This window comes from Curtobacterium sp. MCLR17_032, from assembly GCF_003234795.2.
Lineage (GTDB): Bacteria > Actinomycetota > Actinomycetes > Actinomycetales > Microbacteriaceae > Curtobacterium.
Genome location: NZ_CP126268.1, coordinates 891,364 through 905,866 on the forward strand (window position 1 = coordinate 891,364; position 14,503 = coordinate 905,866).

Here is a 14,503-nt window from a genome sequence, read left to right on the forward strand (position 1 = left end):
ATGAAGCCGCACGGAAGGTCCTGCTGTCGCATGACGATCGAAGCACCGCACGCCTACGACGTGATCACGATGGGACGCGTCAGCGTCGACATCTACCCGCAGCAGACCGGCCCCCTCGAAGACGTCGAGACGTTCTCGAAGTCAGTGGGTGGCAGTGCCACGAACGTCGCGATCGCGGCGGCCCGGCACGGTGCCGACACCGCCGTCATCACCCGCACCGGCAACGACCCGTTCGGCCGGTACATCGCCCGGACGCTCCCCGAGTTCGGCGTCGCCAACGACTTCGTCGCCACGGTCGACGGCCTGAACACGCCGGTCGCGTTCTGCGAGGTCTTCCCGCCGGACGACTTCCCGCTGTACTTCTACCGCGCTCCGAAGGCGCCGGACCTGATGATCACGGCGAAGAGCCTGCCGCTGCACGAGATCGAACGTTCCCGCGTCTTCTGGACCACCGTCACCGGGCTCAGCGAAGAGCCGAGCCGGACCGCGCACCACGTCGCCTACGCGGCCCGGAGTGCCTCCGAGCACGCCACCAAGGTGCACACCGTGCTGGACCTGGACTACCGCTCGATGTTCTGGTCGACGCCCGCCGCCGCGACCCGCGAGGTCGCCGTCGCCCTCGAGCACGCGACCGTCGCGGTCGGCAACCGCGAGGAGTGCGAGGTCGCCGTCGGCGAGACCGACCCGGTGCGCGCCGCCGACGCGCTGCTGGAGCGCGGGGTCGAGATCGCGATCGTCAAGCAGGGACCGAAGGGCGTGCTGGCGAAGACCCGTGACGAGTTCGTCGAGGTCCGCCCGCACCGCGTCGACGTGGTCAACGGCCTCGGTTCCGGCGACGGGTTCGGCGGGGCGCTCACGCACGGGCTGCTGCAGGGCTGGGGACTCGAGCGGGTCCTGTCGTTCGCCAACGCGGCCGGCGCGATCGTCGCCACCCGCTTCGAGTGCTCGACGGCGATGCCGACGAGCGACGAGATCGACGCCTTCCTGCGGAGCAACCCGACGCAGGGCCCGGCGACCGAGGGGACCGACACCGAGGGAACCAACGCCGAGGAGGCGCTCCATGCCTGAGCTGACCAGTTCCGACTTCGACCGCCTGCGCGACACCCGCGCTGGTCACCCCGAGCGGATCGCCTCGGTCCTCGCCTCGCGACGGAGGCGCCCCCTCCTGGGCGAGGACGGCAAGCTCTTCATCGTGGCTGCGGACCACCCCGCCCGTGGTGCCCTCGCGGTGCGGGACGACCCGTCCGCGATGGCGAACCGCTACGACCTGTTGGAACGACTCGTCGTCGCCCTCGGTCGACCCGGTGTCGACGGGGTGCTCGGGACGCCCGACATCCTCGAGGACCTGGCGCTCCTCGGCGCGCTCGACGACAAGGTGGTCGTCGGCTCGATGAACCGGGGTGGACTCCGCGGTGCGGCGTTCGAGATGGACGACCGGTACACGGCGTACTCGGCCGCGTCGATCGCCGACTCCGGGTTCGACTTCGCGAAGCTGCTCATCCGCGTGGCCCTGTCCGACGCCGGGACTGCCCCGACGCTCGAGGCCACCGCCAAGGCCGTGACCGAGGCCGCCGCGCGCCGGCTGCCGATCATGCTCGAACCGTTCATGTCCGAGCACCGCGACGGCAGCGTCGTGAACGACCTGTCGGCCGAGGCCGTGATCACGTCGATGGCGATCGCGGCGGGCCTGGGGGAGTCGAGCGCCTACAGCTGGTTGAAGATCCCCGTCGTCGACGACATGGAGCGCGTGATGGCCGCGACGACGCTGCCGACGCTCCTGCTCGGCGGCGACCCGGCGTCCCGTCCGCTCGAGACGTACGCCAAGTGGGCCGATGCCCTCGCGCTGCCGGGCGTCCGTGGGCTCGTCGTCGGTCGGACCCTCCTCTACCCGTCGGACGACGACGTGGCGGGTGCGGTCGACGTGGCCGCGGGGCTCGTCCACAGGGGGACGCCCTCCCGCGATCTGTCCACCGACCTGCACGACGCCACCACGGGCCCCGTCGGCTCCGCGAGTATGAACGAGCCCGTCTCGGAAGGAAGCAACGCATGACCACCACGAGCGCACCCACCACGACCACCGGCGACCCGACCGACGGCGCGACCGTCGGGCACTGGATCGACGGCGCCCACGTCCCCTCGACCTCCGGTCGGACCGCGCCCGTGTACGACCCCGCCCGCGGGATCGTGACGAAGCAGGTCGCGCTCGCCGACGAGCGCGAGGTACAGGCAGCGATCGCCAGCGCCAAGGCGGCGTTCCCGGCGTGGAGCGAGCTGTCGCTGAGCAAGCGGCAGCAGATCATGTTCTCGTTCCGCGAGATCCTGAACCGCGACAAGGCCGAGCTGGCCGAGATCATCACGAGCGAGCACGGCAAGGTCGTCTCCGACGCCCTCGGGGAGATCGCCCGCGGGCAAGAGGTCGTCGAGCTGGCGACGAGCATCCCGCAGCTGCTCAAGGGCGAGTTCTCCGACCAGGTGTCGACCGGCATCGACGTCTACTCGATCCGCCAGCCGCTCGGCGTGGTGGGCATCATCAGCCCCTTCAACTTCCCGGCGATGGTGCCGCTCTGGTTCCTGCCGATCGCCATCGCCGCCGGCAACACCGTCGTGCTGAAGCCGAGCGAGAAGGACCCGTCCGCGGCCATCTGGCTGGCGTCGAAGTTCACCGAGGCCGGACTGCCGGCCGGGGTCTTCACGGTCCTGAACGGCGACAAGGTCGCGGTCGACGGACTCCTGACCAGCCCCGACGTCGAGTCGATCTCGTTCGTCGGGTCGACGCCGATCGCGCAGTACGTCTACGAGACCGGGACGAAGCACGGCAAGCGCGTGCAGGCCCTCGGCGGTGCCAAGAACCACATGCTCGTGCTGCCGGACGCCGACCTGGACCTGGTCGCGGACAACGCGATCAACGCGGGATTCGGTTCCGCCGGTGAGCGCTGCATGGCGATCTCGGTCGTCGTCGCAGTGGAGCCCGTCGCCGACGAGCTCATCGCGAAGATCGCCGAGCGGGCCGCCACGCTGCGCATCGGTGACGGTCGCCGCGGCTGCGACATGGGGCCGCTCGTCACCGAGCAGCATCGCGACAAGGTCGCCTCGTACATCGAGGTCGCAGAGCAGGACGGTGCGGTCATCGTGGTGGACGGCCGCACCGTCCGTCCCGACGGGGACGAGAACGGCTTCTGGCTCGGTCCGACGCTGATCGACAAGGTGCCGACGTCGAGCCGCGTCTACACCGAGGAGATCTTCGGCCCGGTGCTGAGCGTCGTCCGCGTGGAGTCCTACGAAGAAGGACTGGCGCTGATCAACGGTGGCGCCTACGGCAACGGCACGGCGATCTTCACGAACGACGGCGGGGCCGCCCGACGGTTCCAGCGCGACGTGCAGGTCGGCATGATCGGCATCAACGTCCCGATCCCGGTGCCGGTGGCGTACTACTCGTTCGGCGGGTGGAAGAACTCGCTGTTCGGTGACCACAAGGCGTACGGCGCAGACGGCGTCAGCTTCTTCACGCGGCAGAAGGCGATCACCTCCCGGTGGCTCGACCCGTCGCACGGCGGCGTCGACCTCGGCTTCCCGTCGAACGGCTGATCCGACGATGACCGACAACTGGTTCAACCCGCGGGGGTCCCGGCCGGAGGACGGCTGGACCGACGTGATCGACGGGCGCGTGCCGGGCTGGGCGCACACCGGGCTCCGGACGGGCGAGCTGCGCGACGGCGGATCGCTCCGCCTGGCCGCCGGCGCCGTCGAACGGATCGTGGTGCCGCTCGCCGGCAGCTTCACCGTGACGTACGACGATGCTGTGGCGGACGACAGCGCGGGGACGGCGGGTGGCGCCGTGCAGGAGCTCGAGGGACGCGCGGGCGTGTTCGAGGGCCCGACGGACGTCCTGTACCTCGGCTCCGGCACCGCCGCGGTGATCACCGGCGTTGGCCGGGTCGCGGTCGCCGAAGCCCCCACCGACACGGTCAAGCCCACGACGTACATCCCGCGGCAGGACGTGCCCGTCGAACTGCGGGGTGCCGGGCAGTCGAGCCGGCAGGTCCACAACTTCGGCACCCCCGCGGCACTCGACGCCGCGCGGTTGATCGTGTGCGAGGTCATCACCCCCGCGGGCAACTGGTCCTCGTGGCCGGCGCACAAGCACGACACCGAACGGCCCGGTCAGGAATCCGAGCTCGAGGAGATCTACTACTACGAGTCCGCCGTCGCCCGCGGCTCCGAGCACGTCGCCCCGGACGCCGCCGACCCGTTCGCGCTGCACCGGACCTCGGCCTCGGACGACCGACCGATCGACGAGTTCCGCCAGGTCCGGACCGGCGACGTCGCCCTGGTGCCGTACGGCTGGCACGGCCCCGCGGTCGCGGCTCCGGGCTACGACATGTACTACCTCAACGTGATGGCCGGCCCCGGACCGGAACGCGTCTGGAACATCACCGACGACCCCGCCCACGGGTGGGTCCGTCAGCTCTGGGAGTCCGAGTCCCTCGACCCCCGCCTGCCCTACCTCAAGGAGGACGTGTGACCACCCCCACGACCCGTCGCATGACCGTCGGCCAGGCGCTCGTCGAGTTCCTGGCCAACCAGTGGACGGTGGACGGCGACGTCCGCGAGCGAACGATCCCGGGCATCTTCGGCATCTTCGGGCACGGCAACGTCGCCGGACTCGGGCAGGCGATCAAGCAGCTCCACGTCGAACAGCCCGGACTGCTGCCGTACCACCAGGCCCGCAACGAGCAGGCGATGGTGCACGAGGCCGTCGGGTTCGCGCGGATGCACCGCCGTCGCGCGACCTTCGCCGCCACCGCCTCGGTCGGACCCGGTGCCGCCAACATGCTCACCGCAGCAGCGCTCGCCACGACGAACCGGCTGCCGGCGCTGCTGCTGCCGTCGGACACCTTCGCCACGCGCACCACGGACCCGGTGCTGCAGCAGATCGAGATGCCGCACGACACCTCGATCCAGGTGACCGACGCGTTCCGACCGCTCTCGCGCTTCTTCGACCGGGTGGTCCGCCCGGAGCAGCTCTTCTCGATCGCACTCCAGGCGATGCGGGTCCTCACCGACCCGGCCGAGACGGGTGCGGTGACGATCGCCCTGCCCGAGGACGTGCAGGCCGAACAGCTCGACGTCCCGGTCGCGTTCCTGCAGCCCCGTGAGTGGCACATCCGCCGTCCACTGCCCGAGACCGGTCCGCTCGAGCGTGCCGTCGCGGCGATCCGGCAGGCGAAGCGTCCGGTCATCGTGGCGGGTGGCGGTGTCCTCTACTCCGGTGCCGAGGACGAGCTCCGCCGCTTCGTGGAGGCCACCGGGATCCCGGTCGGCACCTCGCAGGCCGGCGGCGGATCGTTGGTCTGGGACCACCCGCAGTACCTCGGCGGCATCGGCGCGACCGGCACGGCCGCCGCCAACGCCGTCGCGGCGCAGGCCGACGTCGTGATCGGCATCGGCACGCGCTACAGCGACTTCACGACCGCGTCACGCACGGCCTTCCAGGACCCGGACGTCACCTTCGTCAACGTCAACGTGGCGTCCTTCGACGCGTACAAGCACGGCACGCAGCTGCCGGTGATCGCCGACGCCCGGGAGGCCCTGGTCGCCCTGACGACGGCGCTCACCACCGATGCGTCGTACGCGGTCGACGCCGGCTACGCCGCCGAGGTCCGGGACCGGAAGCGGGAGTGGGACGCCGTCGTCGACGACGCGTTCACGCCGTCGAGGGCTGAACTGCCCGGACAGGCCGAGATCATCGGCGCCGTCCAGGCGGCCAGCGACCCACGTGACGTGGTCATCCAGGCCGCAGGGTCGTTGCCTGGTGACCTGCACAAGCTCTGGCGGGTCCGCGATGCGCTCGGGTACCACGTCGAGTACGCGTTCTCGTGCATGGGCTACGAGATCGCCGGCGGCATCGGCGTCCGCCGTGGGGCCCCGGACCGCGACGCGATCGTCATGGTCGGTGACGGCTCGTACCTGATGCTGCACACCGAGCTCGTGACCGCGGTCGCCGAGGGCATCAAGATCATCGTCGTGCTCATCCAGAACCACGGGTACGCGTCGATCGGCCACCTGTCGGAGACCGTCGGCTCGGAGCGCTACGGCACGAAGTACCGCTACCTGGACGAGACCCGGTCGTTCGAGGACGGCGAGCCGCTGCCGGTCGACCTGGCAGCCAACGCCCGGTCCTACGGCGTCGACGTGATCGAGGTCCAGCCCGGCCCGGACAGCATCGCCGACCTCACGGCAGCGGTCCGTCAGGCGAAGGCGAACGACCACACCACCCTCGTCCACATCAACTCCGACCCGTTGGTCTACGCGCCCGAGGGCGACGGCTGGTGGGACGTGCCGGTCGCGCAGACCTCCACCCTCCCCAGCACCCAGGCCGCCCGCGCCGAGTACGAGCAGCAGGTCGCCGCGCAGCGTCCGCTGCTCGGCTGAACCCGATCCGAGACAGAAAGCGACAGCGACGTCATGACCGACACCGCCACCCCCATCGGCACTCCCGCCACCGACGCGGCGCCCGCCTCGATCCGCATCGGCACCGCCCCGGACTCGTGGGGCGTGTGGTTCCCCGACGACCCGGACCAGGTCCCGTGGCAGCGTTTCCTCGACGAAGCCGCCGCTGCCGGGTACGAGTGGATCGAGCTCGGACCGTACGGGTACCTGCCGACCGACCCCTCGCAGCTGTCCGACGAGCTCGAGTCCCGCGGGCTCAAGCTCTCGGCTGGCACCGTGTTCACCGGGTTCCACAAGGGCGAGGACCAGTTCCAGCGCGCCTGGGACCAGGCGGTCGCCGTCGCGGGCCTGGCGGCGAAGTTGGGCGCAGAGCACCTGGTGACGATCCCGGACCTCTGGCGCTCCGACGCCACCGAAGAGGTGCTCGAGGCCCGCACGCTCACCGACGAGCAGTGGGAGCGACTCGGCCGCGGCCACGACCAGCTGGGCAAGGCGCTGCTCGAGGAGTACGGCGTGCACCAGCAGTTCCACACCCATGCCGACAGCCACGTCGGGACCTACAAGGAGACGGTGCGGTTCCTGGAGGTCACGAACCCCGCGTACACGAACCTCTGCCTCGACACCGGGCACTTCGCCTACTACGGCGGCGACAACCTCAAGCTCATCGCCGCCCATCCGGAACGAATCGGCTACCTGCACCTCAAGCAGGTCGACACCGACCTGCTGTTCGACGTGCTGAAGAACGACGTGCCGTTCGCGACCGCCGTGGCGCAGGGCATCATGATCGAGCCGCCGCACGGCACCCCGGAACTCGCCCCGATCATCGAGGCAGTGGCCGCGATCAACCCCGAGGTCTTCGGGATCGTCGAGCAGGACATGTACGGCTGCTCGGTCGATGCTCCGGGCCCGATCGCCGAGCGCACCTTCCAGCACATCTTCGGCTCCACCTCCGCCGCGCGCGCCTCCTGACGCGCCGTCCACGCAGCGTCAGCAACCCCAGGAGAAGAACACCATGACCACCACGCAGAACCTCCGCGTCGCCGTCGTCGGCGCCGGCATGATGGGCGCCGACCACGTCCGCCGCATCACCGCCAAGATCTCGAACGCCGACGTCGTCGCGGTCGTCGAACCGGATGCCAGCCGGGCTGCTGCCGCTGCCGCACTGGCGCCGGGGGCGATCACCGCGGCCTCCTTCGAGGAGGCGCTCGCCGCCACCGAGATCGACGGCGTCATCATCGCGACCCCCGGGTTCCTGCACGAGCCGATCCTGGTGACCGCACTCAAGCGGGGTCTCGCCGTCCTCTGCGAGAAGCCGCTCACGACCAGCGCCGAGGACAGCCTGCGCATCGTGGAACTCGAGCAGGAGCACGCCAGCCGGCCGATCATCCAGGTCGGGTTCATGCGCCGCTTCGACAGCGGGTACCAGGAGCTCAAGGCCCTGCGCGAGTCCGGCGCGAACGGCGCGCTGCTCGCCCTGCACCACGCCCACCGGAACCCGACGACCCCGCCGAACTTCAGCGAGTCGATGCTCATCCACGACTCGGTGATCCACGAGATCGACATCATCCCGTTCCTCACGGGCGAGGCGATCACGAGTGTCGAGGTCAAGAAGCCGCGGAAGAACTCGCTGGCCCCGGCCGACCTGCCGGAGCCGCAGTTCGTGCTGTTCACCACCGAGTCCGGGACGATGGCGATCGTCGAGATCAACGTGAACGCCCAGTTCGGCTACCAGGTCACGACCGACGCCGTGTTCGAGTCCGGCGTCGCCTACATCGGCCGCGACACCTCGCAGACGATCGTGTCCGCCGGGGTCTCCGGGCAGGGCGTCACGCCGTCGTTCAAAGAGCGGTTCGCCGCGGCCTACGACGAAGAGGTGCAGCGCTGGGTGGACGCGGCCCGCGATGGCGGCATCGACGGCCCGAGCGCCTGGGACGGCTACACCGCGTCCGTCGTCGCCGAGGTCGCGGTCCGCGCGCAGCAGTCCGGCGCGACCGAGCACGTCGAGTACGCGGTGACGAAGCCGGCGTTCTACGACCTGACGGCAGCGGCCGACGCGACGGCCGACGCGACGGCCGGGGTGTAGTCCGTGCCGAAGATCGCGCTCGACCCGACCCCGTTCCACCACGACCTGGGTCTGCTGGAGTTCCCGCGGAAGGTCGCCGACCTCGGCTACGAGTACCTGCAGCTGACGCCGCACCGGGACTTCATCCCGTTCCACCGGCACCCGAAGGCGGACGACGACCTGGTCGACGCGTTCGCGGCCGCCTGTGTCGACGCCGGGGTCCAGGTGGCGTCCGTCCTGCCGGTGCTCCGCTGGTCCGGGCCCGACCGTGAGACGCGTGAGACCGCCGTCAAGCAGTGGAAGCGCGTCATCGAGATCACCAAGCGACTCGGCGTGGACACCATCAACACCGAGTTCTCCGGTCGTCCGGAGCGGGCCGAGGACTCCGAGGCGCAGTTCTACTGGGCGATGGAGGAACTGCTGCCGATCATCGAGGACGCGGACCTCCGGGTGCTCATCGACCCGCACCCCGACGACTTCGTCGAGGACGGGCTCGAGGCACTCCGGGTGATCCGCGGGCTCAACTCGAAGAACATCGGGTTCGTCTACGTCGCCTGCCACACCTTCCACTACGGCGGTGACATGGACGCGGTCATCGACGCCGCCGGTGACTCGCTGCAGTTGATCCACGTCGCCGATGCGTACGACCACCGTCGTTCGCACGGCCTCCGCTACATCACGAACCCGCCCGGCAACCCGGTCCGGGTCCACCAGCACCTGCCGGTCGGGCAGGGCGACGTCGACTTCGACGCGTTCTGGCGTGCGCTCGACCGCGTCGGGTTCTCGGGCCGCGACGACACCGTCGCCGTGTCCAGCGTCTTCGCCGAGGACGAGAACGCCGACGCGGTGTCGCGGTTCCAGCTCGACCAGATCACGAAGGGACTCCGCCGATGACGAGCACACTCGAGACCCGAGGGGCGGGCGTGGTCGACACCCGTCCGGTCACCCTGCAGGCCACGGAACAGACCCCGACGGCACTGTGGAACGACTCGGCCGACCCGCACGAGCTGGCGACGGCGATCTCGGAGTACGGAGCCGTCGGGGCGACCTGCAACCCGGTCATCGCCTACACCTGCATCCAGCAGGACCCCGAGGTGTGGGTACCGCGCATCCGACAGCTCGCCGAGGAGCACCCGACCGCGGGGGAGTCGGCACTCGGGTGGATGGCGGTCGAGGAGCTCTCGGTCAACGCCGCCGCGCAGCTGCTGCCGGCGTTCGAGGCGTCGGGCGGCCGCAACGGTCGGCTCTCGATGCAGACCGATCCGCGTCTGCATCGCGACCGTGACGCCCTCGTGGAGCAGGCGGTGCGCTTCTCGGGCCTCGCGCCGAACATCATCGTGAAGATCCCCGCGACGAAGGTCGGCATCGCGGCCATCGAGGAAGCCGCGTACCGCGGCGTCTCGATCAACGCGACCGTCTCGTTCACGGTGGCCCAGGTCGTCGCCGTCGGTGAGGCCATCGAGCGCGCCCTCGACCGCCGCGCCGCCGATGGTCTGCCCGAGCAGGAGTTCGGACACGTCGTCACGCTGATGGCCGGTCGGCTCGACGACTGGCTGAAGACCGTCGTCGCGCGTGACCACGTCATGATCGACCCCGGGTACCTGGAGTGGGCCGGCGTCGCCGCGGTGAAGAACGCGTACCGGGTGTTCCAGGAGCGCGGGTTCCGCTCGCGGGTCCTCGTCGCGGCCTTCCGCAACGCGCTGCAGTGGTCCGAGTTCCAGGGCGGTGACCTCGTCGTGTCGCCGCCGTTCCAATGGACGAAGGACATCAACGACAACGCGTTCCCGTTCCGCCCCGACGCCATCGACGACGAGGTCCCGGCACACGTCGTCGACGCCCTCCGCCGGGCGACGCCGGAGTTCGCCCGCGGCCACGACGTCGACGGCATGACCATCGACGAGTTCGACCGGTTCGGCGCCACGGTCAAGACGCTGCGGCAGTTCCTCGACGCCGACGCGAAGCTCGACGCCCTCGTCCGCGACATCATCGTCCCGGCCGAGTAGGGCGGCGCCGATGGTCATGGACACGATCGGGGTCGGCCTCATCTCGGTCGGGTGGATGGGGCGCCTGCACTCCCGCGCGTACCGGGCGCTGCCGGACCACTTCCCGGAACTCGGGCTCCGCCCACGCCTGGTGGTCGCGGCCGATCCGGTTCCGGAAGCCCGCGAGCAGGCCACGGAACGGCTCGGGTACGAACGTGCCGTGGCCGACTGGCACGAGGTCCTCGCCGACCCGGACGTCGACGTCGTCTCGATCTGCTCACCGAACTTCCTGCACCGCGAGATGGCGGTCGCCGCGGCGCAGGCCGGCAAACCGTTCTGGATCGAGAAGCCGATGGGTCGGTACGCCAGCGACTCCCGCGACATCCACGAGGCCGTCCAGCGGGCCGGGGTCGTCACGAGCGTCGGGTTCAACTACCGGCACGCACCCGCGGTCGAACGTGCCCGTGAGCTCGTCCGCAGCGGGCGACTCGGACGGATCACGAACGTCCGCGGCTCCCTGCTCGCCGACTACTCGTCCGACCCCGCTGCCCCGCTCACCTGGCGGTTCGAACGGGAACGCGCCGGTTCGGGGGTCCTCGGCGACCTGCTCTCGCACGGCCTCGATCTGGCGCAGTACCTGGTCGGCCGGATCGCGAGCGTCACCGCCCTCGGCGAGACGTTCATCACCGAGCGACCGCTTCCCGGCGCGGGGATCGTCGACCGCAGTGCTGCCGCGACCGGCGACCGCAAGCCCGTCGAGAACGAGGACTACGCCGCCCTGCTCTTCCGGTTCGACGACGGCGCGGTCGGCACGATGGACTCCAGCCGGGTCATGCACGGGCCGCACGCCGAGTACACGATCGAGGTCTACGGCACCGCCGGGTCGATCCGCTGGGACTTCCAACGGATGAACGAACTGCAGGTCTGCCTCGACGGGCAGGAGGCCGCCGGCTACACGACCGTGTACGTCGCGCCCGGGGACGGCGAGTTCGCCCGCTTCCAACCGGGAGCCGGCACCGCGATGGGCTACGACGACCTCAAGACGATCGAGGCAGCGCAGTTCCTGGCGAGCGTCCGGAGCGGCCGGCAGCTCGCGCCGTCGGTGGCGGACGGGCTCGCCGCCGCGTCGATCGTGGAAGCGGCCGAAGCGTCGCTCGCCGACGGGGCGTGGCATGAGGTGGCGCGCGTCGACGGACCGCTGACCTCCGACGCCCCGACTCCGGTGATCTGACCAGACGGACCACGGACCACCGACCACACGACGGACGGGAGGCGCGTCACCAGCCGGTGACGTGCCTCCCGTCCGTCGTCTGGTGGCGCGTCGCTGTCCGGATCGCGAGCACCACGACTGGCACGGTAGTATGTCCTGACAAAGTCACCACAAGCAGGAGGCACCATGCCGCTCGTCCGATTCGACCTCGCCACCGGCCGCACCCCCGAGGCGGTCCGCGCGATCGCCGACGCCACGCACCAGGCGATCGTCGACGTCTACGGGATCCCGGAGCGCGACCGCTTCCAGATCATCACCGAACACCCGGCGACGCAGATCATCGCGCAGGACGCCGGCCTGGGCTTCGAGCGGACCGAGGGCGTCGTCATGATCCAGGTCTTCACCCAGCGCGGCCGGTCCGACGAGGCGAAGCAGGCGCTCTACGCCGCGATCCACGACGCGCTCGCCGGGGTCGGCGTCGCGTCCGAGGACGTCTTCATCGGGTACGTCGAGAACGGTCCGCAGGACTGGTCGTTCGGCTTCGGTCGCGCCCAGTACCTGACCGGCGAACTCGGCGTTCCCGACGCCAGCTGAACTCGGCGTCCTCGACGCCAGCTGACCGGCGCGCCGGACGCCAGCTGGCCGGGCCCTACTTGTCGACGAGCGTGACCTCGAACGAGTACCGGTCCGGCCGGTAACAGTGCAGGCCGTACTCGACCGCGCGACCCGAGGCGTCGTACGCCGTGCGGCTCATCGTCAGCACGGGGTCGCCGTCCTCGATCTCGAGCAGGCCGGCCTCGTCGTCCGTCGCAGCACGAGCACCGATCCGCTGCTTCGCGACCCGCATCGTCACCCCGCGGGACCGGAGCAGCTGGTACAGCCCGTGGGCGCGGAGGTCCTCGTCGGTGATGTCGGCGAACTCCGGCGGCAGGTAGTTCTCGAGCACCGCCATCGGCACGTCCTCGGCGAACCGGACGCGAAGCACGTGCACGACGGTGGTCCCGACCTCGACGCCCAGGGCCTCGGCGACCGCCTGGGTGGCCGGCACGTCGGAGCGGTCGAGGAGCTTCGTCGTCGGCTGCTGCGACCCCTGCGTCAGGTCGTCGTACAGGCTGGTCAGCTCGACCTTGCGGGTGACCGGACCGTGCACGACCTGGGTGCCGATGCCACGACGGCGGACGAGCAGCCCCTTGTCGACGAGGTCCTGGATGGCGCGGCGGATCGTCGGGCGGGACAGGCCGAGGCGCTCCCCGAGGGCGATCTCGTTCTCCAGGCGGGCACCGGGCGGCATCGCGCCGTTGCGGATCGACTCCTCGATGCGCGAGGCGACCTGGTGGTAGAGCGGCATCGGCCCCGACCGGTCCAGGTCCATGAACAGGTCGGACGGCAGCTGGCCATCGTTGGTCATCGCGGTCCTTCGCAGGGGAGAACGAGCCCGAACACCTGCCGGGCGGATTGTCGTGACAATACCACCGGGCGTTGCGGCGGCCCGGACCACCGGGCGTGGACAGGACCGCGTCAGTCGGAGAAGACCATCGGACGACGCGAGAGCCGGGGCTGTGCGGCCGACTTCGGCTTCTCGACACGGGCGCGCACGGGGTTGATCGTCACCCGGGTCACCGCACCGAGCGCCTCGACCGTCGGCACCCCGTGGAAGCCGGCAGCGTGCACGACGATCGCGGCGCAGGCCTCGGCGTCGGCAGCGGCGTCATGGTGTTGGAAGCCCGAGAACCCGGCGGCCATCGCGGCCATCGGCAGGCGGTACGAGTCGAGCGTGTAGGTCTTGCGGGCGACCTGCAGCGAACACATCGAGTGGTGTTCGGCGATCTCGATGCCGGTCGCCGCACACCCGCCGGCGATCACGCCCATGTCGAACCGGGCGTTGTGCGCGACCAACACGTCACCCTCCGCGAACGCCACCAGGTCCGGGTACTGCTGCTCCCACGACTTGGCGTGCGTCACGTCCGACTGGACGATCCCGTGGATGCGGGTGTTCCACTCCAGGAAGTCGTCGTGCCCGGCCGGCGGGCGGATGAACCAGGAGGCCCGGTCGACAACACGACCGCCGCGCACCTTGACGAGTCCGACCGAACACGCGCTGGCGGGCGAGTTGTTCGCGGTCTCGAAGTCGATGGCGGTGAAGTTCAGCACGCCATCGATCGTTGCACGGAGAACCGACATCACCGGAACCGGCCCCGGCGTGGTGCCCCCGCTCCTACCCTGAACAGATGGAGCACCCCGCGCAGATGGAGAACCCCGCGCCGCGCAGCCCGCTCGTCCTGGTCCTCGCAGGTACGGGCTACGGCCAGCAGGCGCCCCTGCTCTGGTGGACGGACGCCATCGCCCGGCAGGCTGGCTGCACGGTCGTCGCACCCAGGTGGACGGTCGACGACAGCGCCGCAGCCGACCCGGTCCGCTTCGTCGAGCACGAACTGACGACCGCGCTCACCGGACGCCGACCGGACCTCGTCATCGCCAAGTCGTTCGGCTGCGCCGCCCTGCCGTGGGCGCTCGCCGAGGGCGTGCCCGGCGTCTGGCTCACGCCGGTCCTCACCGACGACGCCGTCCGCCAGGCGCTCGCCGCAGCCGACGACACCCACGTCGCGCTCGGCGGATCAGCCGATCCCGTCTGGCGGCCGGAACTGGTGCGTGGGACGCGGGCGCGCCTCCAGACCGTCGACCGAGCCGACCACCGGCTCGAGGTGCCGGGCGACTGGCGGGCGTCCCAGCGCCTCCAGGCCGACGTCCTGGCCGTCGTCGAGGAGCGCGTCGCGGCAATCTGACGGTGCCGGACTGGAG

At 70.6% G+C, this 14,503-nt stretch carries 14 protein-coding genes; 12 read left to right on the forward strand and 2 right to left on the reverse strand.

Annotated elements, in window-relative coordinates; all coding sequences use genetic code 11:
* Positions 1 to 30: 30 nt before the first annotated feature.
* From iolC to DEI97_RS04295, 11 genes are all read left to right on the forward strand, one after another.
* Entirely contained in the window at positions 31 to 1,068 is a 1,038-nt protein-coding gene (gene iolC, locus DEI97_RS04245; RefSeq protein ID WP_111075710.1) for a 5-dehydro-2-deoxygluconokinase, read from the forward strand.
* A complete protein-coding gene (locus tag DEI97_RS04250; RefSeq protein ID WP_111075709.1) occupies positions 1,061 to 2,050 on the forward strand; it encodes a class I fructose-bisphosphate aldolase in 990 nt (329 codons plus the stop codon). The genes iolC and DEI97_RS04250 overlap by 8 nt, the downstream gene beginning before the upstream one ends.
* Positions 2,047 to 3,585: a CoA-acylating methylmalonate-semialdehyde dehydrogenase gene (locus DEI97_RS04255; RefSeq protein ID WP_111075708.1), complete on the forward strand. Its 1,539-nt coding sequence runs from the start codon at positions 2,047 to 2,049 to the stop codon at positions 3,583 to 3,585. Before DEI97_RS04250 ends, DEI97_RS04255 begins: the two co-directional genes overlap by 4 nt.
* Positions 3,586 to 3,592: 7 nt before the next feature.
* Positions 3,593 to 4,522: a 5-deoxy-glucuronate isomerase gene (gene iolB / locus DEI97_RS04260; protein WP_111075707.1), complete on the forward strand. Its 930-nt coding sequence runs from the start codon at positions 3,593 to 3,595 to the stop codon at positions 4,520 to 4,522.
* A gap of 20 nt (positions 4,523 to 4,542) precedes the next feature.
* Positions 4,543 to 6,432, forward strand: a complete 1,890-nt coding sequence (gene iolD / locus DEI97_RS04265; RefSeq protein WP_181439317.1) for a 3D-(3,5/4)-trihydroxycyclohexane-1,2-dione acylhydrolase (decyclizing) — start codon at positions 4,543 to 4,545, stop codon at positions 6,430 to 6,432.
* A gap of 33 nt (positions 6,433 to 6,465) precedes the next feature.
* Positions 6,466 to 7,419 (forward strand): sugar phosphate isomerase/epimerase family protein, encoded by a 954-nt coding sequence (locus tag DEI97_RS04270; RefSeq protein WP_111075705.1) that lies wholly within the window; start codon positions 6,466 to 6,468, stop codon positions 7,417 to 7,419.
* A gap of 43 nt (positions 7,420 to 7,462) precedes the next feature.
* Positions 7,463 to 8,533 (forward strand): Gfo/Idh/MocA family protein, encoded by a 1,071-nt coding sequence (locus DEI97_RS04275; protein ID WP_111075704.1) that lies wholly within the window; start codon positions 7,463 to 7,465, stop codon positions 8,531 to 8,533.
* Between the two features lie 3 nt (positions 8,534 to 8,536).
* Positions 8,537 to 9,406: a sugar phosphate isomerase/epimerase family protein gene (locus DEI97_RS04280; protein ID WP_111075703.1), complete on the forward strand. Its 870-nt coding sequence runs from the start codon at positions 8,537 to 8,539 to the stop codon at positions 9,404 to 9,406.
* Entirely contained in the window at positions 9,403 to 10,515 is a 1,113-nt protein-coding gene (locus DEI97_RS04285; RefSeq protein WP_111075702.1) for a transaldolase family protein, read from the forward strand. The genes DEI97_RS04280 and DEI97_RS04285 overlap by 4 nt, the downstream gene beginning before the upstream one ends.
* Positions 10,516 to 10,531: 16 nt before the next feature.
* Positions 10,532 to 11,725, forward strand: a complete 1,194-nt coding sequence (locus DEI97_RS04290; RefSeq protein WP_220039232.1) for a Gfo/Idh/MocA family protein — start codon at positions 10,532 to 10,534, stop codon at positions 11,723 to 11,725.
* Between the two features lie 165 nt (positions 11,726 to 11,890).
* Positions 11,891 to 12,298, forward strand: a complete 408-nt coding sequence (locus tag DEI97_RS04295) for a tautomerase family protein (protein ID WP_111075700.1) — start codon at positions 11,891 to 11,893, stop codon at positions 12,296 to 12,298.
* Between the two features lie 55 nt (positions 12,299 to 12,353).
* On the opposite strand, the gene DEI97_RS04300 is transcribed toward DEI97_RS04295, so the two are convergent.
* The gene (locus DEI97_RS04300; protein WP_111075699.1) at positions 12,354 to 13,112 is read right to left on the reverse strand and encodes a GntR family transcriptional regulator; all 759 of its coding nucleotides are present in this window, start codon (positions 13,110 to 13,112) and stop codon (positions 12,354 to 12,356) included.
* A 110-nt stretch (positions 13,113 to 13,222) separates the two neighbouring features.
* Entirely contained in the window at positions 13,223 to 13,885 is a 663-nt protein-coding gene (locus DEI97_RS04305) for an exonuclease domain-containing protein (protein WP_111075698.1), read from the reverse strand.
* Between the two features lie 47 nt (positions 13,886 to 13,932).
* On the opposite strand from DEI97_RS04305, the gene DEI97_RS04310 reads away from it, so the two are divergent.
* Positions 13,933 to 14,487: a hypothetical protein gene (locus tag DEI97_RS04310; RefSeq protein ID WP_146248197.1), complete on the forward strand. Its 555-nt coding sequence runs from the start codon at positions 13,933 to 13,935 to the stop codon at positions 14,485 to 14,487.
* Positions 14,488 to 14,503 lie beyond the last annotated feature (16 nt).

Bases quoted from the DNA above. Each gene is read 5' to 3' on its own strand.
- DEI97_RS04295 (WP_111075700.1), top strand. From the start codon at position 11,891: ATGCCGCTCGTCCGATTCGACCTCGCCACCGGCCGCACCCCCGAGGCG.
- iolC (WP_111075710.1), top strand. From the start codon at position 31: ATGACGATCGAAGCACCGCACGCCTACGACGTGATCACGATGGGACGC.
- DEI97_RS04305 (WP_111075698.1), bottom strand. From the start codon at position 13,885: ATGTCGGTTCTCCGTGCAACGATCGATGGCGTGCTGAACTTCACCGCC.
- iolD (WP_181439317.1), top strand. From the start codon at position 4,543: ATGACCGTCGGCCAGGCGCTCGTCGAGTTCCTGGCCAACCAGTGGACG.
- DEI97_RS04310 (WP_146248197.1), top strand. From the start codon at position 13,933: ATGGAGCACCCCGCGCAGATGGAGAACCCCGCGCCGCGCAGCCCGCTC.
- DEI97_RS04300 (WP_111075699.1), bottom strand. From the start codon at position 13,112: ATGACCAACGATGGCCAGCTGCCGTCCGACCTGTTCATGGACCTGGAC.
- DEI97_RS04255 (WP_111075708.1), top strand. From the start codon at position 2,047: ATGACCACCACGAGCGCACCCACCACGACCACCGGCGACCCGACCGAC.
- DEI97_RS04250 (WP_111075709.1), top strand. From the start codon at position 1,061: ATGCCTGAGCTGACCAGTTCCGACTTCGACCGCCTGCGCGACACCCGC.
- DEI97_RS04285 (WP_111075702.1), top strand. From the start codon at position 9,403: ATGACGAGCACACTCGAGACCCGAGGGGCGGGCGTGGTCGACACCCGT.
- iolB (WP_111075707.1), top strand. From the start codon at position 3,593: ATGACCGACAACTGGTTCAACCCGCGGGGGTCCCGGCCGGAGGACGGC.
- DEI97_RS04270 (WP_111075705.1), top strand. From the start codon at position 6,466: ATGACCGACACCGCCACCCCCATCGGCACTCCCGCCACCGACGCGGCG.
- DEI97_RS04290 (WP_220039232.1), top strand. From the start codon at position 10,532: ATGGACACGATCGGGGTCGGCCTCATCTCGGTCGGGTGGATGGGGCGC.
- DEI97_RS04275 (WP_111075704.1), top strand. From the start codon at position 7,463: ATGACCACCACGCAGAACCTCCGCGTCGCCGTCGTCGGCGCCGGCATG.